The organism is Escherichia sp. E10V10 (assembly GCF_004211985.1).
Taxonomy (GTDB): Bacteria; Pseudomonadota; Gammaproteobacteria; order Enterobacterales; family Enterobacteriaceae; genus Escherichia.
Map to the genome: position 1 here is coordinate 427727 of NZ_RHJO01000003.1, position 21168 is coordinate 448894.

General features: G+C 53.1%; 21 protein-coding genes. 7 read left to right on the forward strand and 14 right to left on the reverse strand.

The window, feature by feature from the left end:
* The first annotated feature begins 79 nt into the window (after positions 1 to 79).
* Entirely contained in the window at positions 80 to 1219 is a 1140-nt protein-coding gene (gene nlpD / locus D9736_RS08445) for a murein hydrolase activator NlpD (RefSeq protein ID WP_130214482.1), read from the forward strand.
* A gap of 62 nt (positions 1220 to 1281) precedes the next feature.
* The gene (rpoS, locus tag D9736_RS08450; RefSeq protein ID WP_000081550.1) at positions 1282 to 2274 is read left to right on the forward strand and encodes an RNA polymerase sigma factor RpoS; all 993 of its coding nucleotides are present in this window, start codon (positions 1282 to 1284) and stop codon (positions 2272 to 2274) included.
* Between the two features lie 99 nt (positions 2275 to 2373).
* On the opposite strand, the gene D9736_RS08455 is transcribed toward rpoS, so the two are convergent.
* Positions 2374 to 2781 (reverse strand): MarR family transcriptional regulator, encoded by a 408-nt coding sequence (locus D9736_RS08455; RefSeq protein WP_130258109.1) that lies wholly within the window; start codon positions 2779 to 2781, stop codon positions 2374 to 2376.
* Positions 2782 to 2927: 146 nt separating this feature from the next.
* Between D9736_RS08455 and D9736_RS08460 the strand changes: the two genes are divergently transcribed.
* The 3 genes from D9736_RS08460 to D9736_RS08470 are packed head-to-tail and all read left to right on the forward strand — an operon-like array spanning position 2928 to position 5195.
* Entirely contained in the window at positions 2928 to 3521 is a 594-nt protein-coding gene (locus D9736_RS08460) for a non-oxidative hydroxyarylic acid decarboxylases subunit B (RefSeq protein WP_130258110.1), read from the forward strand.
* Positions 3521 to 4948 carry a non-oxidative hydroxyarylic acid decarboxylases subunit C gene (locus D9736_RS08465; protein WP_130258111.1) on the forward strand — a complete coding sequence of 476 codons (1428 nt, stop codon included), beginning with the start codon at positions 3521 to 3523 and terminating at the stop codon, positions 4946 to 4948. Before D9736_RS08460 ends, D9736_RS08465 begins: the two co-directional genes overlap by 1 nt.
* 10 nt (positions 4949 to 4958) lie before the next feature.
* On the forward strand, positions 4959 to 5195 hold the full coding sequence (locus D9736_RS08470) for a non-oxidative hydroxyarylic acid decarboxylases subunit D (RefSeq protein WP_015963262.1): 237 nt from the start codon (positions 4959 to 4961) through the stop codon (positions 5193 to 5195).
* A gap of 39 nt (positions 5196 to 5234) precedes the next feature.
* Here the strand turns inward: D9736_RS08470 and D9736_RS08475 are convergent, their stop codons facing one another.
* The 5 genes from D9736_RS08475 to ltnD form a co-directional block, all read right to left on the reverse strand.
* A complete protein-coding gene (locus tag D9736_RS08475) occupies positions 5235 to 6599 on the reverse strand; it encodes a GntP family transporter (protein ID WP_130221535.1) in 1365 nt (454 codons plus the stop codon).
* A gap of 88 nt (positions 6600 to 6687) precedes the next feature.
* Positions 6688 to 7464: an HPr family phosphocarrier protein gene (locus tag D9736_RS08480; RefSeq protein WP_130258112.1), complete on the reverse strand. Its 777-nt coding sequence runs from the start codon at positions 7462 to 7464 to the stop codon at positions 6688 to 6690.
* A gap of 4 nt (positions 7465 to 7468) precedes the next feature.
* The gene (locus tag D9736_RS08485; protein ID WP_130214473.1) at positions 7469 to 8107 is read right to left on the reverse strand and encodes an aldolase; all 639 of its coding nucleotides are present in this window, start codon (positions 8105 to 8107) and stop codon (positions 7469 to 7471) included.
* Complete coding sequence (otnK, locus tag D9736_RS08490; protein WP_130258113.1) at positions 8104 to 9366, reverse strand: 3-oxo-tetronate kinase; 1263 nt, start codon at positions 9364 to 9366, stop codon at positions 8104 to 8106. The genes D9736_RS08485 and otnK overlap by 4 nt, the downstream gene beginning before the upstream one ends.
* Entirely contained in the window at positions 9363 to 10271 is a 909-nt protein-coding gene (gene ltnD, locus D9736_RS08495) for an L-threonate dehydrogenase (RefSeq protein WP_130214469.1), read from the reverse strand. Before ltnD ends, otnK begins: the two co-directional genes overlap by 4 nt.
* Before the next feature lie 195 nt (positions 10272 to 10466).
* Here ltnD and ygbI point away from each other — a divergent pair, with 195 nt between their 5' ends.
* On the forward strand, positions 10467 to 11234 hold the full coding sequence (gene ygbI, locus D9736_RS08500; RefSeq protein WP_130214467.1) for a DNA-binding transcriptional repressor YgbI: 768 nt from the start codon (positions 10467 to 10469) through the stop codon (positions 11232 to 11234).
* 50 nt (positions 11235 to 11284) lie between these two features.
* Here the strand turns inward: ygbI and pphB are convergent, their stop codons facing one another.
* Both pphB and mutS read right to left on the reverse strand, forming a co-directional pair.
* Positions 11285 to 11941 carry a protein-serine/threonine phosphatase gene (gene pphB, locus D9736_RS08505; RefSeq protein WP_130258114.1) on the reverse strand — a complete coding sequence of 219 codons (657 nt, stop codon included), beginning with the start codon at positions 11939 to 11941 and terminating at the stop codon, positions 11285 to 11287.
* A 105-nt stretch (positions 11942 to 12046) separates the two neighbouring features.
* Entirely contained in the window at positions 12047 to 14608 is a 2562-nt protein-coding gene (gene mutS / locus D9736_RS08510) for a DNA mismatch repair protein MutS (RefSeq protein WP_130221540.1), read from the reverse strand.
* A gap of 286 nt (positions 14609 to 14894) precedes the next feature.
* Here mutS and D9736_RS08520 point away from each other — a divergent pair, with 286 nt between their 5' ends.
* Positions 14895 to 15239 (forward strand): nitrous oxide-stimulated promoter family protein, encoded by a 345-nt coding sequence (locus D9736_RS08520; RefSeq protein WP_130258115.1) that lies wholly within the window; start codon positions 14895 to 14897, stop codon positions 15237 to 15239.
* A gap of 40 nt (positions 15240 to 15279) precedes the next feature.
* Here the strand turns inward: D9736_RS08520 and D9736_RS08525 are convergent, their stop codons facing one another.
* The 6 genes from D9736_RS08525 to hypB all read right to left on the reverse strand — a co-directional run bounded on the left by D9736_RS08525 (position 15280) and on the right by hypB (position 21166).
* Positions 15280 to 15708: a TOBE domain-containing protein gene (locus D9736_RS08525; RefSeq protein WP_130207642.1), complete on the reverse strand. Its 429-nt coding sequence runs from the start codon at positions 15706 to 15708 to the stop codon at positions 15280 to 15282.
* 44 nt (positions 15709 to 15752) lie between these two features.
* Positions 15753 to 17831 carry a formate hydrogenlyase transcriptional activator FlhA gene (gene flhA / locus D9736_RS08530; protein WP_130207640.1) on the reverse strand — a complete coding sequence of 693 codons (2079 nt, stop codon included), beginning with the start codon at positions 17829 to 17831 and terminating at the stop codon, positions 15753 to 15755.
* Positions 17832 to 17902: 71 nt separating this feature from the next.
* Positions 17903 to 18913 (reverse strand): hydrogenase maturation carbamoyl dehydratase HypE, encoded by a 1011-nt coding sequence (hypE, locus tag D9736_RS08535; RefSeq protein WP_130207638.1) that lies wholly within the window; start codon positions 18911 to 18913, stop codon positions 17903 to 17905.
* Positions 18910 to 20031, reverse strand: coding sequence for a hydrogenase formation protein HypD (gene hypD / locus D9736_RS08540; protein ID WP_130214459.1), 1122 nt, complete (start codon positions 20029 to 20031; stop codon positions 18910 to 18912). Before hypD ends, hypE begins: the two co-directional genes overlap by 4 nt.
* Positions 20031 to 20303 carry a hydrogenase 3 maturation protein HypC gene (hypC, locus tag D9736_RS08545; protein ID WP_000334874.1) on the reverse strand — a complete coding sequence of 91 codons (273 nt, stop codon included), beginning with the start codon at positions 20301 to 20303 and terminating at the stop codon, positions 20031 to 20033. Before hypC ends, hypD begins: the two co-directional genes overlap by 1 nt.
* Positions 20294 to 21166 (reverse strand): hydrogenase nickel incorporation protein HypB, encoded by an 873-nt coding sequence (gene hypB / locus D9736_RS08550; protein WP_130258116.1) that lies wholly within the window; start codon positions 21164 to 21166, stop codon positions 20294 to 20296. The genes hypC and hypB overlap by 10 nt, the downstream gene beginning before the upstream one ends.
* Positions 21167 to 21168: the final 2 nt, after the last annotated feature.

Sequence of the window (21168 nt, forward strand, 5' to 3'; positions counted from 1 at the left end):
ATCTTTTCCAGTGTTCAGTAGAGTGCCTTGCACGGTAATTATGTCACTGGTTATTAACCAATTTTTTCCTGGGGGATAAATGAGCGCGGGAAGCCCAAAATTCACCGTTCGCCGTATTGCGGCTTTGTCACTGGTTTCGCTATGGTTGGCTGGCTGTTCTGACACTTCAAATCCACCGGCACCGGTCAGCTCCGTCAATGGCAATGCGCCTGCAAATACCAATTCTGGTATGTTGATTACGCCGCCACCGAAAATGGGGACGACGTCTACAACGCAGCAACCGCAAATTCAGCCGGTACAACAGCCACAAATTCAATCGGCTCAACAGCCGCAAATCCAACCGGTACAGCCTGTTGCCCAACAACCTGTGCAAATGGAAAACGGACGCATCGTCTATAACCGTCAGTACGGGAATATTCCGAAAGGCAGTTATAGCGGCAGTACTTACACCGTGAAAAAAGGCGACACACTTTTCTATATCGCCTGGATTACTGGCAACGATTTCCGTGACCTTGCCCAACGCAACAATATTCAGGCGCCTTACGCTCTGAACGTAGGTCAGACCTTACAGGTGGGGAATGCTTCCGGTACGCCAATCACTGGCGGAAATGCCATTACCCAGGCCGACGCAGCAGAGCAAGGAGTTGTGATCAAGCCTGCACAAAATTCCACCGTTGCTGTTGCGTCGCAACCGACAATTACGTATTCTGAATCTTCGGGTGAACAGAGTGCTAACAAAATGTTGCCGAACAACAAGCCAACTGCGACCACGGTCACAGCGCCTGTAACGGTACCAACAGCAAGCACAACCGAGCCAACTGTCAGCAGTACAACAACCAGTACGCCGATCTCCACCTGGCGCTGGCCGACTGAGGGCAAAGTGATTGAAACCTTTGGTGCTTCTGAGGGAGGCAACAAGGGGATTGATATCGCAGGTAGCAAAGGACAGGCAATTATCGCGACCGCAGATGGCCGCGTTGTTTATGCCGGTAATGCGCTGCGCGGCTACGGTAATCTGATTATCATCAAACATAATGATGATTACCTGAGTGCCTACGCCCATAACGACACAATGCTGGTCCGGGAACAACAAGAAGTTAAGGCGGGGCAAAAAATAGCGACCATGGGTAGCACCGGAACCAGTTCAACACGCTTGCATTTTGAAATTCGTTACAAGGGGAAATCCGTAAACCCGCTGCGTTATTTGCCGCAGCGATAAATCGGCGGAACCAGGCTTTTGCTTGAATGTTCCGTCAAGGGATCACGGGTAGGAGCCACCTTATGAGTCAGAATACGCTGAAAGTTCATGATTTAAATGAAGACGCGGAATTTGATGAGAATGGAGTTGAGGTTTTTGACGAAAAGGCCTTAGTTGAAGAGGAACCCAGTGATAACGATTTGGCCGAAGAGGAGCTGTTATCGCAGGGCGCAACACAGCGTGTGCTGGACGCGACTCAGCTTTATCTTGGTGAGATTGGTTATTCGCCACTGTTAACGGCCGAAGAAGAAGTTTATTTTGCGCGTCGCGCACTGCGTGGTGATGTCGCCTCTCGCCGCCGGATGATCGAGAGTAACTTGCGTCTGGTGGTAAAAATTGCCCGCCGTTATGGCAATCGTGGTCTGGCGCTGCTGGACCTTATCGAAGAGGGTAACCTGGGGCTGATCCGCGCGGTTGAGAAGTTTGACCCGGAACGTGGTTTCCGCTTCTCAACTTACGCAACCTGGTGGATTCGCCAGACGATCGAACGGGCCATTATGAACCAAACCCGTACTATTCGTTTGCCGATTCACATCGTAAAGGAGCTGAACGTTTACCTGCGAACTGCACGTGAGTTGTCCCATAAGCTGGACCACGAACCGAGTGCGGAAGAGATCGCAGAGCAACTGGATAAGCCAGTTGATGACGTCAGCCGTATGCTTCGTCTTAACGAGCGCATTACCTCGGTAGACACCCCGCTGGGTGGTGATTCCGAAAAAGCGTTGCTGGATATCCTGGCCGATGAAAAAGAGAACGGTCCGGAAGACACCACGCAAGATGACGATATGAAACAAAGCATCGTCAAATGGCTGTTCGAACTGAACGCCAAGCAGCGTGAAGTGCTGGCTCGTCGATTCGGTTTGCTGGGGTACGAAGCGGCAACACTGGAAGATGTAGGTCGTGAAATTGGCCTCACCCGTGAACGTGTTCGCCAGATTCAGGTTGAAGGCCTGCGCCGTCTGCGTGAGATTTTGCAGACTCAGGGGCTGAATATCGAAGCGCTGTTCCGCGAATAAGCAAGCATCTGTCAGAAAGGCCAGTCTCATATGAGGCTGGCCTTTTTCTTTTGGTTGGTGAGTCGGTGTGTTTTGTCGCCTGGATAAGATGCGACAGCGTTATGTGTTCATCATTTTTCGCACCAGCTGCATAAACAGCTCCTGCTCTTCTCCACTCAAACGCCCCAAAAATTCTTCATCCACGCCGTCACCAATGGGGATCGCCGCTGCAAGTACCTTTTCTCCTTCCGCAGTCAGCCAGACAAAGCGCCGTCGCTTATCGACGGTGTCATGCTCTCGTCTGACCAGGCCACGATTTTCCATTCTTGCCAACATTTCCGCCAGCGTTGCCTTCGTGCTGACAGCTGCTTCTATCAGCGCAACCTGCTCTATACCGGGGTGTTCAGCAATAGCGCGCATCACCGCATACTGCGGTTTGGTCAGATCAGGTAACTCATGCTGCCAGCGAGACGTGTGCTGCTGAAAAAGCTGTCGTAACTGATGGAACGCTTTATTTCGTAACGCCATGTAAACTCCGGGCTAATTCTCTGCCGTTATCATAGCGGTTTTTTAGTGACGAAGAAGATGTTGTTACTTTTCCGCACTTGCCGCTACGTGAATAGAAGGGTATGTTAATAATAACGTTCGTGTACGAACAATTAAGGGAATAAAAAATGAGACTGATCGTCGGGATGACTGGGGCTACAGGTGCGCCTCTTGGTGTGGCATTACTGCAAGCACTAAAGAAGATGCCCGGTGTTGAAACACATCTCGTGATGTCGAAGTGGGCGAAAACTACCATTGAACTGGAAACGCCCTACAGCGTCCGCGATGTCGCTGCCCTGGCAGACCATTGCCATAACCCGGCGGATCAGGCGGCGACTATCTCCTCAGGTTCCTTTCGTACCGATGGCATGATCGTTATTCCGTGCAGCATGAAGACGCTGGCTGGTATTCGTGCTGGCTATGCCGATGGGCTGGTGGGGCGCGCAGCTGATGTTGTTCTCAAAGAAGGGCGCAAGCTGGTGCTGGTGCCGCGTGAAATGCCGCTCAGTACTATCCACCTTGAAAATATGCTCGCGCTTTCCCGTATGGGCGTGGCGATGATACCGCCCATGCCTGCCTTCTATAACCATCCCGAAACGGTAGATGACATTGTCCACCACGTGGTTGCCCGCGTGATGGATCAGTTTGGCCTCGAACATCCTCAAGCCAGGCGCTGGCAAGGATTGCCGCAGTCCGGGAGTTTTTCTCTGGAGAATGAATAATGGCTTTTGATGATTTACGCAGCTTTTTACAGGCGCTCGACGACCAGGGGCAATTGCTGAAAATCAGTGAAGAGGTTAACGCCGAGCCAGATCTGGCCGCTGCTGCCAACGCCACCGGGCGTATCGGCGACGGCGCACCCGCGCTGTGGTTTGATAATATTCGCGGCTTTACCGATGCGCGAGTGGCGATGAACACCATCGGTTCCTGGCAGAACCACGCGATTTCCCTCGGCCTGCCGCCAAACACCCCGGTCAAAAAGCAGATAGATGAGTTTATCCGCCGCTGGGATAACTTCCCGATTGCCCCGGAACGCCGCGCCAATCCTGCCTGGGCGCAGAACACCGTCGATGGCGACGAGATCAACCTGTTCGATATTCTGCCGCTGTTTCGCCTGAACGATGGCGATGGCGGTTTCTATCTCGATAAAGCCTGCGTGGTTTCCCGCGATCCGCTCGACCCGGATAACTTCGGCAAGCAGAATGTCGGCATCTACCGTATGGAAGTGAAGGGCAAGCGTAAGCTCGGCCTGCAACCGGTGCCAATGCACGATATCGCCCTGCATCTGCATAAAGCGGAAGAGCGTGGCGAAGATTTGCCGATAGCCATCACCCTTGGTAACGATCCGATCATCACGCTGATGGGCGCTACACCGCTGAAATACGATCAGTCTGAGTACGAAATGGCGGGCGCACTGCGCGAAAGCCCATACCCGATCGCTACCGCCCCGCTGACCGGTTTTGATGTGCCGTGGGGCTCGGAAGTAATCCTCGAAGGGGTTATCGAAAGCCGCAAACGCGAGATTGAAGGGCCGTTCGGTGAGTTTACCGGCCACTACTCCGGCGGGCGCAACATGACCGTGGTGCGCATCGATAAAGTCTCTTACCGCACGAAACCGATTTTCGAATCGCTCTATCTCGGTATGCCGTGGACCGAAATCGACTACCTGATGGGGCCAGCTACCTGTGTGCCGCTGTATCAGCAACTGAAAGCTGAGTTCCCGGAAGTGCAGGCGGTAAACGCCATGTACACCCACGGCCTGCTGGCGATTATCTCCACCAAAAAACGCTACGGCGGCTTTGCCCGCGCGGTGGGCCTGCGTGCGATGACCACGCCGCACGGTCTGGGCTATGTGAAGATGGTGATTATGGTCGATGAAGACGTTGACCCGTTCAACCTGCCGCAGGTGATGTGGGCGCTCTCGTCGAAAGTGAACCCGGCGGGCGACCTGGTGCAGTTGCCGAATATGTCCGTGCTGGAACTCGACCCAGGCTCAAGCCCGGCGGGGATCACCGACAAGCTGATTATCGACGCCACCACGCCTGTCGCCCCGGACAACCGTGGTCACTACAGCCAGCCGGTGGTGGATTTACCGGAAACCAAAGCCTGGGCTGAAAAACTGACTGCTATGCTGGCCGCACGTAAATAAGGAGAACAAGATGATTTGTCCACGTTGTGCCGATGAACAGATTGAAGTGATGGCGAAATCGCCGGTGAAAGATGTCTGGACGGTTTACCAGTGCCAGCATTGCCTTTATACCTGGCGCGATACCGAACCGCTACGCCGCACCAGCCGCGAACATTACCCGGAAGCGTTTCGTATGACGCAAAAAGATATTGATGACGCGCCGATGGTGCCGAGCATTCCGCCGCTGCTGGCGGAAGATAAGCGCTAAATAAAAAGGTCCGATGCCCATCGGACCTTTTTATTAAGGTCAAATTACCGCCCATACGCACCAGGTAATTAAGAATCCGGTAAAACCGAGAATGGTCGTTAACACTGTCCAGGTTTTCAGACCGTCTGCTACCGACAAGCCAAGATATTTGGTCACAATCCAGAACCCTGAGTCATTAATATGTGACGCGCCAAGCCCACCAAAGCAGGCCGCCAGTGTCACCAGTACGCACTGAATCGGATTCAATCCCATCACCGCTTCCGAGAGTAATCCACCGGTTGTCAGGATTGCTACGGTGGCTGAACCCTGCGATGCGCGCAGCGCCAGAGAAATAATAAATGCCGCAGGCAACAGAGGCAGGTCAATCATTTGTAACATATTGGCAAGGGCTTTACCGACGCCAGACTCCACCAGCACTTTGCCAAATACCCCACCGGCACCAGTAACCAGAATCACTACCGCCGCAGTGGGAAGGGCTGAGCCCATAATGTCGCTGGTGTGTTGTAAGCTCCAGCCGCGACGTAAGGCCAGTAACCAGAATGCCAGCACCAGCGCAATCATCAGAGCCACCATCGGTGAGCCGAGCAGTTGCAGCGTACCAAGCAGGGGATGCGAGGCTGGCATTAGCGTTGCGGAAACCGTACCCGCCATAATAATCGCGATAGGAATAACAATTAATGAGGTGACCAGCGCGACGCCCGGCGGATTTATTTTATCGCTTAATTTTGTCTCGCCTTCCTCACTGGCTGGTGCCAGCTGCATCTGTTCCAGTACTTCCACCGACATCGCATATTGGCGCTTATTGATTATTTTCGCTGCAAAATAGCCGACAATGCCTACAGGAATAGAAATTGCGATACCGATTATGGTCAGCCAGCCGATGTCTGCGTGGAGTAGCCCGGCAGCGGCAACGGGGCCTGGATGCGGCGGTACTGCCACGTGAACAGTGAGCATGATCCCGGCGACCGGCAGGCCAAATTTAAGCGGCGATATTTTGGCGACCTTGGCAAAGCCGTAAATGATTGGCGCAAGAATAATAAAGCCGACATCAAAGAAGACGGGAATACCGAGGAAGAACGCAGCCAGAGTCAGCGCAGCGATAGTTCGTTTGTCACCTAACTTGCGACTGAAATAATTAGCCAGTGACTCTGCACCACCAGAGTGTTCGATCATACGCCCCAGCATAGCGCCCAGACCAATAATAATAGTGACGGAACCAAGCACACCGCCCATCCCGGCGATCATCACTTTACCCACTTCGCCCGCCGGGATACCCGCCGCAAGTGCGACTAACAGGCTGACGAGGAGCAGAGCAACGAATGGTTGTACCTTTGCCTTGATGACCAGCAGCAACAGCATGATTACGCCAGCTAACGCAATGCATAACAATGTAATTGTGGACATGGGAAACCCTGTCTGAAAGTTATAGTTAACCTACCCCATCCGTAGATGGGGGGATGTATGGGTACGTTGTAATTAGGGATTGAGCGAATTAGCGCCAGGCGTCAAACCAGCCAAGTCCTTCTTCGGTGAGGCCACGAGGTTTGTATTCACAACCGATCCAGCCCTGATATCCCACTTCATCGAACAGGCGGAACAGCCACGGATAGTTGATCTCACCATCGTCCGGTTCATGTCGATCGGGCAGTCCGGCAATTTGTACGTGGGCATATTTCCCGGCGTAATCACGGATTAAATGCGTCAGGTCGCCATCCACTTTTTGCGCATGGAAAGTATCTAGTTGAATAAACACGTTATCTCGCGCAACCTCTTCAACAATAGCCAGTGCCTGATACTGGCTGGAGAAGAGATAATGAGGTTTAACGCCGGGGCTGAGTGCTTCAACCAAAACTCGCTTGCCGTGCGGCGCAAAGCGGTCGGCAGCGTAGCGGAGATTATCGATAAAAACAGCCCGATACCGTTCAGCGTCTTCGCCTGCGGGCACGACGCCTGCCATCACATGGACTTGTTCACAATTGAGCGCCAATGCATATTCCAGTGCCAGGTCGATGTCTGCGCGTGCTTCGTGCTCACGTCCGGGAAGGGCGGATAATCCCCATTCCCCCGCATTAACATCTCCGGGAGCGGTATTGAACAGCGCCAGCGTCAGATGATTTTGCGCCAGTTGCTGCTGGATTTGCTGGGTGGAGTAGTCATAGGGAAACAGAAATTCCACAGCATCAAACCCGGCTTTTCGCGCTGCGGCGAAGCGTTCAATAAAAGGCACTTCGGTGAACATCATGGATAAATTAGCTGCAAAACGAGGCATTGCATTAACTCCTTAATTCCGCAATTTCACCTGCGGTCAGATAACGGATCGGGCGGTCACCGAGAATAAAAATCAGCTTTGCCGTTTCCTCCAGTTCTTCCATATTGTTGGCGGCTTCTTGCAGGCTTTCACCGCAAACCACTGGGCCATGATTTGCCAGTAAAAAAGCCTGATTATCTGCTGCTAGTTCCGCCAGATCCTGCGCGATGCGTTTATCGCCCGGGCGGTAATAGGGCACCAGCGGGACATTTCCCATCCGCATCACCACGTATGGTGTGAACGGACGAATAACGTTGCTGCTGTCCAGCCCTTGCAGGCAGGAAAGCGCCGTCGACCATGTGCTGTGCAAATGCACCACCGCTTTACAGCGCGGATTGTTGCGATACAGCGCCAGATGAAAGAGCACTTCTTTCGAGGGTTTGTCACCACTTAGCCATTCACCATCAGCGGTAACTTTGGAAAGTCGCTGCGGATCGAGATTGCCCAGGCAAGAGCCTGTTGGCGTCGCCAGTAAATTCCCGTCAGGTAAAAGCAGAGACAGATTGCCAGCCGAACCGGTGGCATAGCCGCGCTGAAAGAATGAACTGGCAATCCGCGTCATCTCCTCTCGCAAAGACTGCTCTGCTTTTGCGAAATCGCTCATGGTAAAAACTCTCTTTGGGCTCGTGAAAAAAAGACCTCATCGCCGAAGTTGCCGGATTTAAGGGCGAGTGAGACAGGCTTATCCAGTGCGTTTACCCACGGCACGCCGGGGGAAATGGTTGGGCCAATATGAAACCCTTTTATGCCCAGGCTCTGTGTTACTACGCCGGAGGTCTCACCGCCTGCGACAATAAAACGTGTCACGCCTTCCGCTGCTAACCGCGTCGCTAGTTGAGAAAACAGAGCCTCCACTGCCTGACTGGCTTTTTGTGCACCGTATTGCTGTTGAATTGCTGCCAGTGCGTCAGTGCTGGCGGTGGCAAAAACCAGAGGAGCAAGTTCACTTTCCTGGCTCAGAACCCATTCCGCCAGTTCGTGTGCATAAGCAGCCAGAGTTTCTGTTGAGAGACAACGTGCCACATCAACTTCATGAGCTGGTGCAATTTGACGGTAATGTGCCACCTGGCGGTTAGTCATTTGTGAGCATGAACCGGAGAGCACTACGCCGCGCCCTGCGAGCGGGCGCCCTGCTTCGCGCGCCTGGCTACCGTTTCCTTGCGCCCACTGCCGGGCGAGGCCAATCGCCAGGCCAGAACCGCCCGTTACCAGTGCGGCATCGCGTAAAGCTTCTCCCTGAATTTCCAAATGGCGTTCGGTCAGCGCATCAAGCACCGCGTAGCGATAGCCCTCTTGCTGTAAGCGAGCCAGCTCTTGACGAACGGCTTCCACACCTTGTTCGAAAACATGCGCCGAAACGACGCCGCAGCGCCCTGTGGATTGCGCTTCAACCAGACGGGGAAGATAGCTGTCGGTCATGGGATTTACCGGGTGATGGCGCATCCCGGATTCGGCCAGCAGTTGATTCATTACGAACAGATACCCCTGATAAACCGTACGTCCGTTGACCGGCAGAGCCGGAGAGAAGACCGTAAACGGCGTGTCGAGAGCATCCATTAATGCATCGGTAACCGGGCCGATATTACCTTTCGCCGTACTGTCGAAAGTGGAGCAGTATTTGAAATAAATCTGGCGGCAACCGTGTAGTTGCAACCAGCGAAGAGCCGCCAGCGATTGCTGTGTGGCTTCAGCCACCGGGCAGGAGCGCGTTTTCAGACTGATTACCAGCGCGTCGATTGCCTCCGGCATTTCACCTGTTGGAACACCGTTGATTTGTACCGTTGGTAGACCGTTTTCCACCAGAAAACTGGCGATATCCGTTGCGCCGGTAAAATCATCGGCGATAACGCCAATTTTGATCATGATTTCGCTCCCGGTAGGGTGATGCCAGAGAAAATCTTGATGACTGCGCTATCGTCTTCTTTCCCGTAACCCGCGTTGCTGGCGCTGGTGAACATATTCAATGCTGTTGAGGCCAATGGCAGCGGGAAGTGCAGGGCTTTGGCGGTATCGGCAACCAGACCAAGATCCTTAACAAAAATATCGACGGCTGAATGCGGGGTGTAATCGCCATCCACCACATGACGCATCCGGTTTTCGAACATCCAGGAATTTCCGGCGGCATTGGTCACGACGTCATACATGACATCCAGTGGGATTCCCGCACGGGCAGCAAGCGCCATCGCTTCGGCTCCGGCCGCAATATGCACGCCCGCTAACAGCTGGTGGATAATTTTTACGGTCGAACCTAGTCCCGGTTCTGCGCCAATGCGATAAACTTTTCCGGCAACGGCTTCCAGCACGGGAGCCAGGCGTTCAAAGGCAACATCGCTACCGGAGGCCATGACGGTCATTTCACCGTTAGCAGCTTTTACCGCACCACCAGAAACCGGCGCATCCAGCATTTCCAGATTGAACCCAGCTAAAGCGGTAGCAATTTCTTGCGCATCAGCACTGGCGATAGTGGAAGAAACCATTACTGCCGTACCGGGTTTCAGATGTTGTGCAACACCTTTTTCACCAAACAGCACCTGTTTAACCTGGGCCGCATTGACCACCAGCACCAGAAGAGCGTCCAGTTTTTCGGCAAACGTCGCGGCGTTATCAGAAACCCCGCAAGCACCAGCCTCTTTCAACGTAGCGCAGGCATTGCTGTTCAGGTCTGCGCCCCAGGTAGAAAGACCTGCGCGGACACATGACAGCGCCGCTCCCATTCCCATTGATCCCAAACCAACGATTCCGACATGAAACTCAGATCCCGTCTTCATCTGCTCTCCTTGTTAATTTAAGTGATATTTTGTTTGATGTTGTGAATATAAGCGCCAGGAGATAACGATATGGTGAGCTGATTCACAAAAATTAACAATGTGTGTTATTTTATGTGAACTAAGCGATAGTTGCGCTGCGCATGTTTCGCAGGCAAATAGCGTAGAATGTCCGCAGGACAAAGGAAGGAGCAAAAGTTGATACCCGTAGAGCGTCGCCAAATCATCCTTGAGATGGTAGCTGAAAAAGGCATTGTCAGTATTGCTGAACTGACGGACAGAATGAATGTGTCACATATGACCATTCGTCGGGATTTACAAAAACTGGAGCAGCAGGGCGCCGTTGTGCTGGTGTCCGGAGGCGTTCAGTCTCCGGGACGCGTGGCGCATGAACCTTCTCATCAGGTAAAAACTGCGCTGGCAATGACGCAAAAAGCGGCGATTGGCAAGCTGGCGGCAAGTCTTGTTCAGCCGGGAAGTTGTATCTATCTGGATGCGGGAACGACCACGTTAGCGATAGCACAGCATCTGATTCACATGGAGCCACTCACAGTGGTTACTAACGACTTCGTTATTGCGGACTACTTGCTCGACAACAGTAATTGCACAATTATTCACACTGGCGGTGCAGTGTGTCGGGAAAACCGTTCCTGTGTCGGGGAAGCCGCTGCGACCATGCTGCGCAGCCTGATGATTGATCAGGCTTTTATTTCTGCATCGTCATGGAGTGTGCGGGGGATCTCTACGCCAGCAGAAGATAAAGTCACGGTGAAACGGGCGATTGCCAGTGCCAGCCGCCAGCGAGTTTTGGTCTGTGATGCGACGAAATATGGTCAGGTGGCGACATGGCTGGCGTTACCATTAAGCGAGTTTGATCAGATCATTACTGACGACGGTCTGCCGGAGAGTGCCAGTCGCGCGCTGGCGAAGCAGGATCTCTCTTTGCTGGTAGCGAAAAATGAATAATGGCCTGCAATAACACCGGGTTACTCATGCTTCACAGAAGAAGCATGAGACTACTTTATTTTATAAAATGACAGGTGTCCGCTTTTCGGCGATCCGGTATCAATATAAATCTGGTTAGCGAACGTCTGAATGTTATCAAACATCATATGTCCAAATATAAAATAGTCAGCGTCGTTTATTTCTTCTAACTCGCCATTAAGCGATTTCTGCACACGTTCAACAGGCCAGAGTAATTCGCTTTCCGCTATTTCTTTGCCAAAGAGATATTCATTCCCCGGATAATCTGCATGTGCGATGACATATTTTATTATGTCGTTAGTGATTTCAATAATATGCGGGAGCTGATGGAATTTCAGTAACAGATTTATTGCCTCTTGTTGTTCCGTATCATTTAAATCGAAAAACCAGTCACCGCCGCTGGCTAACCACATATTACCATCACCAGTAGCGAACGCATCAAGCGCCATCGCTTCGTGGTTGCCTTTTACGGTGTTAAACCAGGGCTGGTTTAACAGGCGCAGCACATTAAGACTCTCCGGCCCACGATCAATATTATCGCCTGTGGAAATAAGCAAGTCAGTTTCGGGACAAAAAGATAATTGATGTAAACGGGATTGTAATAATTGATAATCCCCATGAATATCACCAACGGCCCATATATGGCGATAGTGATGGGCATTGATTTTTTGATAGCGTGTAGATGGCATGGTTTTACCCTGTAAAATAAGCTTTCCTATTATACAGGGTATTTTTATTTGATTCGTCAGTTGTCGTTAATATTCCCGATAGCAAAAGACTATCGGGAATTATTTTTACACCAGACTCTTCAACCGATAAATCCACTCTAACGCCTGACGCGGGGTGAGTGAATCCGGATCAAGATTTTCCAGAGCTTCGACCGCAGGCGAAGTTTCTTCTGGTACTGATAGCAAAGACATCTGCGTACCATCCACCTGCGTCGCGGCGGCGTTCGGCGAAATGCTTTCCAGCTCACGCAGTTTTTGCCGTGCGCGCTTAATCACCTCTTTCGGCACGCCCGCCAGAGCAGCAACCGCCAGGCCGTAGCTTTTGCTCGCCGCGCCGTCCTGCACGCTGTGCATAAAGGCAATGGTGTCGCCGTGCTCCAGCGCATCGAGATGCACGTTGGCGACGCCTTCCATTTTCTCCGGTAGCTGGGTCAGCTCGAAATAGTGGGTGGCAAACAGCGTCAATGCCTTAATCTTATTCGCCAGATTTTCCGCGCACGCCCATGCCAGCGACAGACCATCGTAAGTGGACGTCCCGCGCCCGATCTCATCCATCAACACCAGACTGTACTCGGTGGCGTTATGCAGAATATTAGCGGTTTCGGTCATCTCCACCATAAAGGTTGAACGCCCGGATGCCAGATCGTCCGCCGCGCCCACACGGGTAAAGATACGGTCAATCGGGCCAATCTCGACTTTTTGTGCCGGTACATAGCTGCCGATATAGGCCATCAGCGCAATCAGTGCGGTCTGGCGCATATAGGTACTTTTACCGCCCATGTTCGGACCGGTAATAATCAACATCCGACGCTGTGGCGACAGGTTCAGCGGGTTAGCGATAAACGGCTCATTCAGTACCTGTTCAACCACCGGATGGCGGCCTTCGGTAATGCGAATGCCAGGTTTATCAATGAAGGTCGGGCAGGTGTAGTTCAGGGTATAGGCCCGTTCCGCCAGGTTCACCAGCACGTCGAGTTCCGCCAGCGCGCTCGCGCTCTGTTGCAGCGCTTCCAGATGCGGCAACAGCAGGTCGAACAACTCTTCATAAAGCTGTTTTTCCAGTGCCAGCGCTTTGCCTTTTGAAGTGAGGACTTTGTCTTCGTACTCTTTCAGCTCTGGAATAATGTAACGTTCAGCGTTTTTCAGCGTCTGGCGACGCATATAGTTGATTGGTGCCAGATGGCTTTGTCCACGGCTGATCTGAATGTAATAACCATGAACCGCGTTAAAGCCGACTTTTAGCGTGTCCAAGCCGGTACGTTCACGCTCGCGGACTTCCAGACGCTCCAGATAATCGGTCGCGCCGTCAGCCAGCGCCCGCCACTCATCCAGCTCTTCGTTATAGCCCGGTGCGATAACACCACCGTCGCGTACCAGCACTGGCGGTGTGTCGATGATTGCCCGCTCCAGCAGATCGCGCAGCTCGGCAAACTCGCCCATCTTTTCACGTAGCGCCTGTACCGGTGCACTATCGACAGTTTCTAACTGCGCGCGCAGTTCCGGCAGTTGTTGGAAAGCGTGACGCATACGGGCGAGATCGCGCGGGCGAGCGGTACGCAACGCCAGACGTGCCAGAATACGCTCCAGATCGCCCACCTGCCGCAGTACCGGCTGCAGCTCGGCGGTAAAATCCTGCAATGCGCCAATAGTTTGCTGGCGCTCAAGCAACACGCGGGTGTCGCGTACTGGCATATGCAGCCAGCGTTTCAGCATACGACTACCCATCGGCGTTACAGTGCAGTCGAGCACAGAAGCCAGCGTATTTTCCGCACCGCCCGCCAGGTTCTGGGTGATTTCCAGGTTACGACGCGTCGCGGCATCCATAATGATGCTGTCCTGCTCACGTTCCATGGTGATAGAACGAATATGCGGCAGGGTCGTGCGTTGGGTATCTTTCGCATACTGCAACAGGCAACCGGCAGCACAAAGCCCGCGTGGCGCATTCTCGACGCCGAAACCAATCAGATCACGAGTGCCAAATTGCAGGTTCAACTGCTGGCGCGCGGTGTCGATTTCAAACTCCCACAGCGGGCGACGACGCAGGCCGCGACGACCTTCAATCAGCGACATCTCGGCGAAATCTTCTGCATACAGCAGTTCCGCCGGATTGGTGCGTTGCAGCTCTGCCGCCATCGTTTCGCGGTCAGCCGGTTCGCTCAGACGAAAACGACCGGAGCTGATATCCAGCGTCGCGTAGCCGAAACCTTTGCTGTCCTGCCAGATAGCCGCCAGCAGGTTATCCTGACGCTCCTGCAACAGGGCTTCATCGCTGATGGTGCCTGGCGTAACGATACGGACAACTTTGCGCTCAACCGGACCTTTGCTGGTCGCCGGATCACCGATTTGTTCACAAATCGCAACCGACTCACCTTGATTCACCAGTTTGGCGAGATAGTTTTCCACTGCATGGTAGGGAATACCCGCCATTGGGATCGGCTCGCCCGCAGACGCGCCGCGTTTGGTCAGCGAAATATCCAGCAGCTGCGACGCCCGTTTTGCGTCGTCATAAAACAGCTCGTAAAAGTCACCCATCCGGTAAAACAGCAGGATCTCCGGATGCTGGGCTTTCAGCTTGAGATACTGCTGCATCATTGGTGTATGGGCGTCGAAATTTTCTATTACACTCATGGAATTAGATCCGGTTCCCTGATGTTAAATGTAGTGTGATGGTTTTTATTTTCGTTGTAATCACATAAGGCGCACATGATACCGGAGTTAATCATTTCAGGGGAAGACGCGAAAGGTCAGTTCTTGATGCCGGTTCCGCGAAAAATGCTGCTTTGCAGCTTTTGCGTGATGACTATGAAACAAGATCGCAAAATTACATCGGTTGAAGAAACCTCCTCCTTCAGAGCCATAGTCCCCTTTAGAATTAAGTTGTAATATAAATGCACCTTAAGAGTATGGAGGCAGCATGTCCGGCAAGCGTATCTCTCGTGAAAAACTGACGATTAAAAAAATGATCGATCTTTATCAAGCGAAATGCCCGCAGGCGTCAGCGGAGCCGGAGCATTACGATGCGCTGTTTGCTTACGCGCAAAAGCGGCTGGATAAATGTGTGTTTGGCGAAGAGAAACCGGCCTGTAAGCAGTGTCCGGTGCACTGTTACCAGCCTGCGAAGCGTGAAGATATGAAGCAGATTATGCGGTGGGCGGGGCCGAGAATGCTGTGGCGTCATCCGATTTTAACCGTGCGTCATCTGATTGATGACAAACGTCCGGTGCCGGAGTTGCCAGAAAAATTCCGCCGGAAGAAATAAATTTGCCGGAGGAATTTATTCTCTCCGGCAAATACGGCGCTTACGCTTTGGTCGCAATCAGGATTGCTGATGCTTTGATCAACGCAATAACGCGCGATCCTGTGGTGAGTTTCATTTCATCCTGGCTTTCATTGGTTACCACTGCCACAACTTCAAAACCCGCATCTGTTTTGATATGGACAGTGGCATTCACTGCGCCTTCGGTGATTTTCGAAACGCTGCCAGCAAACTGGTTGCGAGCGGAGAATTTCAGTCCACAGTCTTCCGTTGCCAGCGTTACCCACGGGGCTTTAATCAGGGCAATCGCTTCTTTCCCTTTTGCCAGCCCCAGGGCTTGCTGGCTGCTGTGTGTAACAATTGCCACCAGCTTTGCACCACCTGCCAGCGTCAGTTCTACTTCATCATTCACCGCGCCCATTGCGACTGCGCTAACCGTTCCGGTTAATTGATTTCTTGCTGAAACTGCCATACTGCCTCCTTTCATTGAATGTTGATCGAGTATAACCACATCTGTTAAACCAATGCCGCTTTATCTATCCCCAGCCGCTTCATCCGTGACAGCAGAGTGGTGCGTTTTAATCCCAGACGTTGTGCAGCGCCTTTTGGCCCGGCAACCACGCCATTAGTCTCTTTTAATACGCGGACAATCAGTTGATATTCATCTTCGCCTTCCTGGGCGACGACCGTCGCGGCCGGTGGTGTTTCAGGTTCTGACAGAGGGATATCGGGTAAAGAGAGTTGTAGAACGTTACCGCGAGTCAGCAACACCGCGCGCTCAATGACGTTTTCCAGTTCGCGCACGTTACCTGGCCATTCCATATTGCTCAATGCGCGCAGAGTCTCGGCAGGAATGCTGTCAATATTACGACCCAGGCGGCGGGCAATTTTAAATGTAAAGGCTTTAGCCAGCAGCGGAATATCTTCCGGGCGCTCGCGCAGCGGCGGCAGATGAATCGGGAAGACGTTCAGGCGGTAGTAGAGATCGCTACGGAACTCGCGGTCGGCGACCATTTTTTTCAGATCGCGGTTAGTCGCGGCGATTAAACGCACGTCCGTCTGAATGATTTTGTTGCTGCCGAGGCGTTCAAACTCCTGTTCCTGCAATACGCGCAGCAACTTCGGCTGTAACTCCAGCGGCATATCGCCCACTTCATCGAGGAACAGCGAGCTTTTATCCGCCAGTTCAAAACGACCAATGCGCTGAGCGCTGGCACCAGTAAAGGCACCACGCTCATGACCAAACAGGTCACTTTCCAGTAATCCGGCAGGCATGGCGGCGCAGTTCATCTTCACCATTCGCCGACCATTGCGGTTGCTAAGATTGTGGATCGCGCGGGCAATCAGTTCCTTACCCGTCCCCGTTTCACCGAGAATGAGTACGGTACTGTCGCTTTGCGCTACCATCTCAACCTGCTTGAGCACGCTATACATGGCTTCGCTGCGACCAATAATCTCGCCAAATTCGCTATCCACATTATTGAGCTGTTCAGTCAGAGCAAGGTTTTCATCAACCAGGCGCTCTTTCAGACGGTGGATTTCCTGATAGGCGAGGGCGTTATCCACGGCAATTGCCACACGTTCAGCAATCTGGCGCAGCAAACTCAGGTTAGTGGTGGTAAAGGTTTTCTCTTCGCACTGCGCCAGTTTCAGCACGCCCAGCATGGTGTTGCCAGACATCAACGGTAGCAGGCACAGCGTCTGGATCTGGTTGCCCCAGGTGTCGAACAACATGCGTTCGTAGGGGGCTAAATTGTCTCGCTCGTGGAGATTAAGCAGCAGCATCTCTTTGCTTTTAAATACGCGCTCGGTGAGGGTTCCGGCCTCATCAACTTCACTCTGTTCGTGAGTGGGATGCTGTTTATCGAGATAGTGAGTAGAGTAAACGTTGAGTTTGTTTTTGCGGTGGCTGCGTAAAACGATGCTGATATCGTCGATATCGAAGTAGTAGTGGATTTCTTTAGCCACTTCGCTGACCAGCTCGTCCATGTCCAGGCGAGAAAGTACCGCGTTGGTGATGGCAACCAGGATGCGGAAGTTATCCCGTTCCCGGCATAGCAGTTCGTAGTCGACATTGTTGATGACGCGGCTCTGAATTTGCTCGCTGACAACAGAAACAATCTGCGTAAATGTTTGCAGTCGATTGAACTCTTTTTCGCTCCACGGGCGATCGTCATAACGAATAAATTCACAACCGCCAAAAATATGTCCTTCCGCGGCCTGCGGCATCAGGCAATAGTGACCAAATTTGGGGTATAGCCCACTCGTAGCCAGTTGCGGCCAGGTGTCACAAAATTCTTCGTAGCTGCAGTGCAGTGTGTCAGGGCGCGATAAAATGCTGCGCACCGGACCATGTGCCAGAATGGTTTCGTCTTCGTATTTAATGGGATTGTCTTTGTCACGCGACGCGTAATAAGTCGCACGTTGAGTCTGCGCTTGCCACAACACAATAGCTGCGTTGTCGGCGAGCGCAGAACGCTTTACCAGTTGCGAAAGAGCCTCACACAGCGAGGCCAGATCGGGCTGCTGCAATAGTGTCCGAGTGATGTCGAACAACCCTTGTTGCCCGAGATCACTCATCGGTGTATACGACATGTTGTTCTTCCAGGAAAGCACCGCTAAGCGGTGCAAAAGGTAAATGACAAATTCCAGGGGCTAGATTTTTATTAGCATATACGAGGTAGCGGTTCGGCGTGTGGTAGATCGAGAGTTCGTTTCACGCCATAAAGCCCAGCGAGACGAACACCTTTACGCTCAACCACTTCGCCAATTAATGCCGCATCTTGTCCCAGTGGGTGGGAACGCAGCGCCGCCAGCACTTGCTCTGCCGCGTTACGCTCTACAGCAATCACCAGCTTACCTTCGTTGGCAAAGTTGAGGGCATCCAGGCCCAGCAATTCGCAAACGCCACGCACGGCAGGTTTAACCGGCAGCGCTGCTTCTGAAAGTTCAATACCGCAACCGCAGGCTGCTGCGAACTCATGAACTACCGCGTTCACTCCACCACGGGTAGCATCGCGCAGCGCTTTCACGCCGGGAATGTCGCGCAGCGTCTGAATCAGTGGCGTCAGTACCGCGCAGTCGCTAACCAGTTCGCCGTCCAGCCCCAGCTGCTCGCGCAGGTTAAGGATAGTTGCTCCGTGGTCGCCGAGCGTACCGCTAACCAGCAGAACATCGCCTGCGGTGAGAGTTTGTGCTCCCCAGTGAATATTCGCCGGGATCGCACCCATGCCTGCGGTGTTGATAAACAGTTTATCTGCCGCCCCACGCTGTACCACTTTAGTGTCGCCAGTGACGATGGCGATTCCTGCCGCGCGGGCGGTTTCTGCCATGCTGGTCACTACCGCTTTCAGCGTCTCCATCGGCAATCCTTCTTCGAGGATAAATCCACAGGAAAGATAACGTGGGATAGCGCCGCTGACCGCAACGTCATTGGCCGTGCCGCAAATCGCCAGCTTGCCGATATTACCGCCAGGGAAGAACAGCGGGTCGATGACGTAGCTATCAGTGGAGAAGGCCAGACGATCGCCTTCTGCCATTAATTGCGCCAGGTCAAGACGAGCCTGATCTTCCTGTTCTGCCAGCCACGGATTAGCAAACGCCTCCATAAACAGGCTGTTGATTAATTGCTGCATCGCCTGGCCGCCGCTGCCGTGGGCGAGTTGGATATTATTCACACTTCACTCTCCTGCTGACGATACTGATACCATGCGGCACATGCTCCTTCGGAGGAAACCATAAGTGCGCCGAACGCGGTTTGAGGATTACAGGTGTTACCAAACAGCGGGCATTGATGCGGCTTACATTTGCCGGTCAATACTTCACCACAACGTGCGCGCGGGTCATCGCAAACCTGCTGCGGTGCTGGGCGGAAATGTGCTTCGGCATCGAATCGTTGATAATCCGGCGTCAGGTGCACACCAGAAGATTCAATCACGCCTAAGCCGCGCCATTCGCTGTCGCCATTGACGCAGAAGACGTCAGCAATCGCCTGTTGTGCCAGCAAATTACCCGCATCTGGCACCACTCGCCGGTACTGATTCTCTACCTTGCTGTGGGCCGCTATTTTCTGCTCTACCAGCATCACCACGCCTTGCAGTAGATCAAGAGGTTCGAAACCAGCGACCACCAGAGGACGATGAAAATCGCTGGCGATAAAATTATAGGCGTCGGTGCCAATTACCATACTGACGTGGCCCGGCGCGAGGAACGCGTCGATGCCATTGTCCGGCTGTTCCAGCAAACTGCGCAGCGTGGGGATCAGCGTAATGTGCTGGCAGAAGAAGTAAAAATTCTGCACATTGCGGGCTTTTGCCTGTTGCAGCGTGATTGCGGTGGTCGGCATGGTGGTTTCAAACCCTAAGCCGAAAAACACCACTTTACGAGTTGGGTTCTCCTGCGCCAGTTTCAACGCATCCATTGGCGAGTAGACGATGCGCACATCAGCACCGCGTGCTTTTGCCTGCAACAACGACCCCTGTTTCCCCGGTACGCGCATGGCGTCGCCAAAGGTACAGAAGATGACTTCCGGATGGCTGGCAATCTCCACGCAGGTGTCGATTCTGCCCATCGGCAGAACGCACACCGGACAACCAGGTCCGTGGATAAACTCAACGTTTTCCGGCAGTAACTGGTCGAGGCCGAATTTAAAGATGGCGTGGGTATGACCGCCGCACACTTCCATAATCCGCAGAGGGCGTTCGGCGGTGTATGAAAGATGTGAAGCACGTTCGCGCAGATGCTCAATTAACTGCATCACCTGTTCCGGCGCGCGGTATTCATCAACAAAACGCATTATTTTTCCTCGCCATACAACAGCGCACCGACATCCGGCTCAACATCAAACATATTTTGTAAGGCGTCGAGGGTGTCGCGCGCTTCGGCTTCATTAATTACGCTCATGGCAAAGCCAACGTGAACCAGTACCCACTGGCCCACGCGTGGCTGACCGTTTTCATCGCAGCTGCCGACTAGCGTTAAATCGACATCGCGCTGAATGCCGCAGACGTCGACTTTCGCCAGGTTGCCGTCAATGGTGCGAATCTGGCCAGGAACGCCTATGCACATCGCTGTGCCTCCAGCCAGTTCAGCCACTGGTCCATCCCTTCGCCGCTGGTGGCGGAAATAAGGATGATTTCAATTTCTGGATTGACTTCGCGGGCGCAGGCGATGCACTTCTCAACGTCGAAATTGAGATACGGCAGCAAGTCAACTTTGTTGAGCAGCATCAGCGAGGCGGCGGCAAACATATGCGGATATTTCAGCGGTTTGTCTTCACCTTCGGTAACGGAAAGCACCGCCACTTTGTGTTTTTCACCGAGATCGAAGCTGGCCGGGCATACCAGGTTGCCAACGTTTTCGATAAACAGAATACCGTTATCGGCCAGTGGCAGGCGCGGTGAGGCATCAGCGATCATCTGGGCATCGAGATGGCAGCCTTTACCGGTATTCACCTGAATAGCTGGTGTGCCGGTAGCGCGAATGCGGGCGGCATCGTTCACGGTTTGCTGGTCGCCTTCAATCACCGCACACGGAACGCTATCTTTCAGGCGCATTAAAGTTTCCGTCAGCAGGGTGGTTTTACCGGAACCAGGGCTGGAAACCAGGTTGAGTACCAACTGATTGCGGGCAGCAAAGCGCGCGCGGTTGCGTTCAGCCAGACGGTTGTTTTTGTCCAGCACATCAATTTCGACTTCCAGCATTCGACGCTGGCTCATGCCCGGCGCATGAGTGCCAGCTTCGCCGTGACCATAATGCAGGTCGCCTTCTTCGGTCTGGCTCGGGATAAATTCAGGCGCTTTAATGCCGGTGATTTTCATCTTCGGCCGTGCCGCCGGGGCAAATGGCGCGCTACGAAACGCGGAATGAGGGTTATGTTCATCACCCTCGATATACAGGTTGCCTTCACCGCAACCGCATGTTGTACACATCG

Coding starts and splice junctions, on each gene's coding strand:
- ltnD (WP_130214469.1), bottom strand. CDS start 10,271: ATGAAGACGGGATCTGAGTTTCATGTCGGAATCGTTGGTTTGGGATCA.
- hypB (WP_130258116.1), bottom strand. CDS start 21,166: ATGTGTACAACATGCGGTTGCGGTGAAGGCAACCTGTATATCGAGGGT.
- pphB (WP_130258114.1), bottom strand. CDS start 11,941: ATGCCATCTACACGCTATCAAAAAATCAATGCCCATCACTATCGCCAT.
- D9736_RS08470 (WP_015963262.1), top strand. CDS start 4,959: ATGATTTGTCCACGTTGTGCCGATGAACAGATTGAAGTGATGGCGAAA.
- nlpD (WP_130214482.1), top strand. CDS start 80: ATGAGCGCGGGAAGCCCAAAATTCACCGTTCGCCGTATTGCGGCTTTG.
- mutS (WP_130221540.1), bottom strand. CDS start 14,608: ATGAGTGTAATAGAAAATTTCGACGCCCATACACCAATGATGCAGCAG.
- D9736_RS08520 (WP_130258115.1), top strand. CDS start 14,895: ATGTCCGGCAAGCGTATCTCTCGTGAAAAACTGACGATTAAAAAAATG.
- rpoS (WP_000081550.1), top strand. CDS start 1,282: ATGAGTCAGAATACGCTGAAAGTTCATGATTTAAATGAAGACGCGGAA.
- D9736_RS08480 (WP_130258112.1), bottom strand. CDS start 7,464: ATGCCTCGTTTTGCAGCTAATTTATCCATGATGTTCACCGAAGTGCCT.
- D9736_RS08525 (WP_130207642.1), bottom strand. CDS start 15,708: ATGGCAGTTTCAGCAAGAAATCAATTAACCGGAACGGTTAGCGCAGTC.
- D9736_RS08455 (WP_130258109.1), bottom strand. CDS start 2,781: ATGGCGTTACGAAATAAAGCGTTCCATCAGTTACGACAGCTTTTTCAG.
- hypD (WP_130214459.1), bottom strand. CDS start 20,031: ATGCGTTTTGTTGATGAATACCGCGCGCCGGAACAGGTGATGCAGTTA.
- otnK (WP_130258113.1), bottom strand. CDS start 9,366: ATGATCAAAATTGGCGTTATCGCCGATGATTTTACCGGCGCAACGGAT.
- hypC (WP_000334874.1), bottom strand. CDS start 20,303: ATGTGCATAGGCGTTCCTGGCCAGATTCGCACCATTGACGGCAACCTG.
- D9736_RS08475 (WP_130221535.1), bottom strand. CDS start 6,599: ATGTCCACAATTACATTGTTATGCATTGCGTTAGCTGGCGTAATCATG.
- D9736_RS08460 (WP_130258110.1), top strand. CDS start 2,928: ATGAGACTGATCGTCGGGATGACTGGGGCTACAGGTGCGCCTCTTGGT.
- flhA (WP_130207640.1), bottom strand. CDS start 17,831: ATGTCGTATACACCGATGAGTGATCTCGGGCAACAAGGGTTGTTCGAC.
- D9736_RS08485 (WP_130214473.1), bottom strand. CDS start 8,107: ATGAGCGATTTCGCAAAAGCAGAGCAGTCTTTGCGAGAGGAGATGACG.
- D9736_RS08465 (WP_130258111.1), top strand. CDS start 3,521: ATGGCTTTTGATGATTTACGCAGCTTTTTACAGGCGCTCGACGACCAG.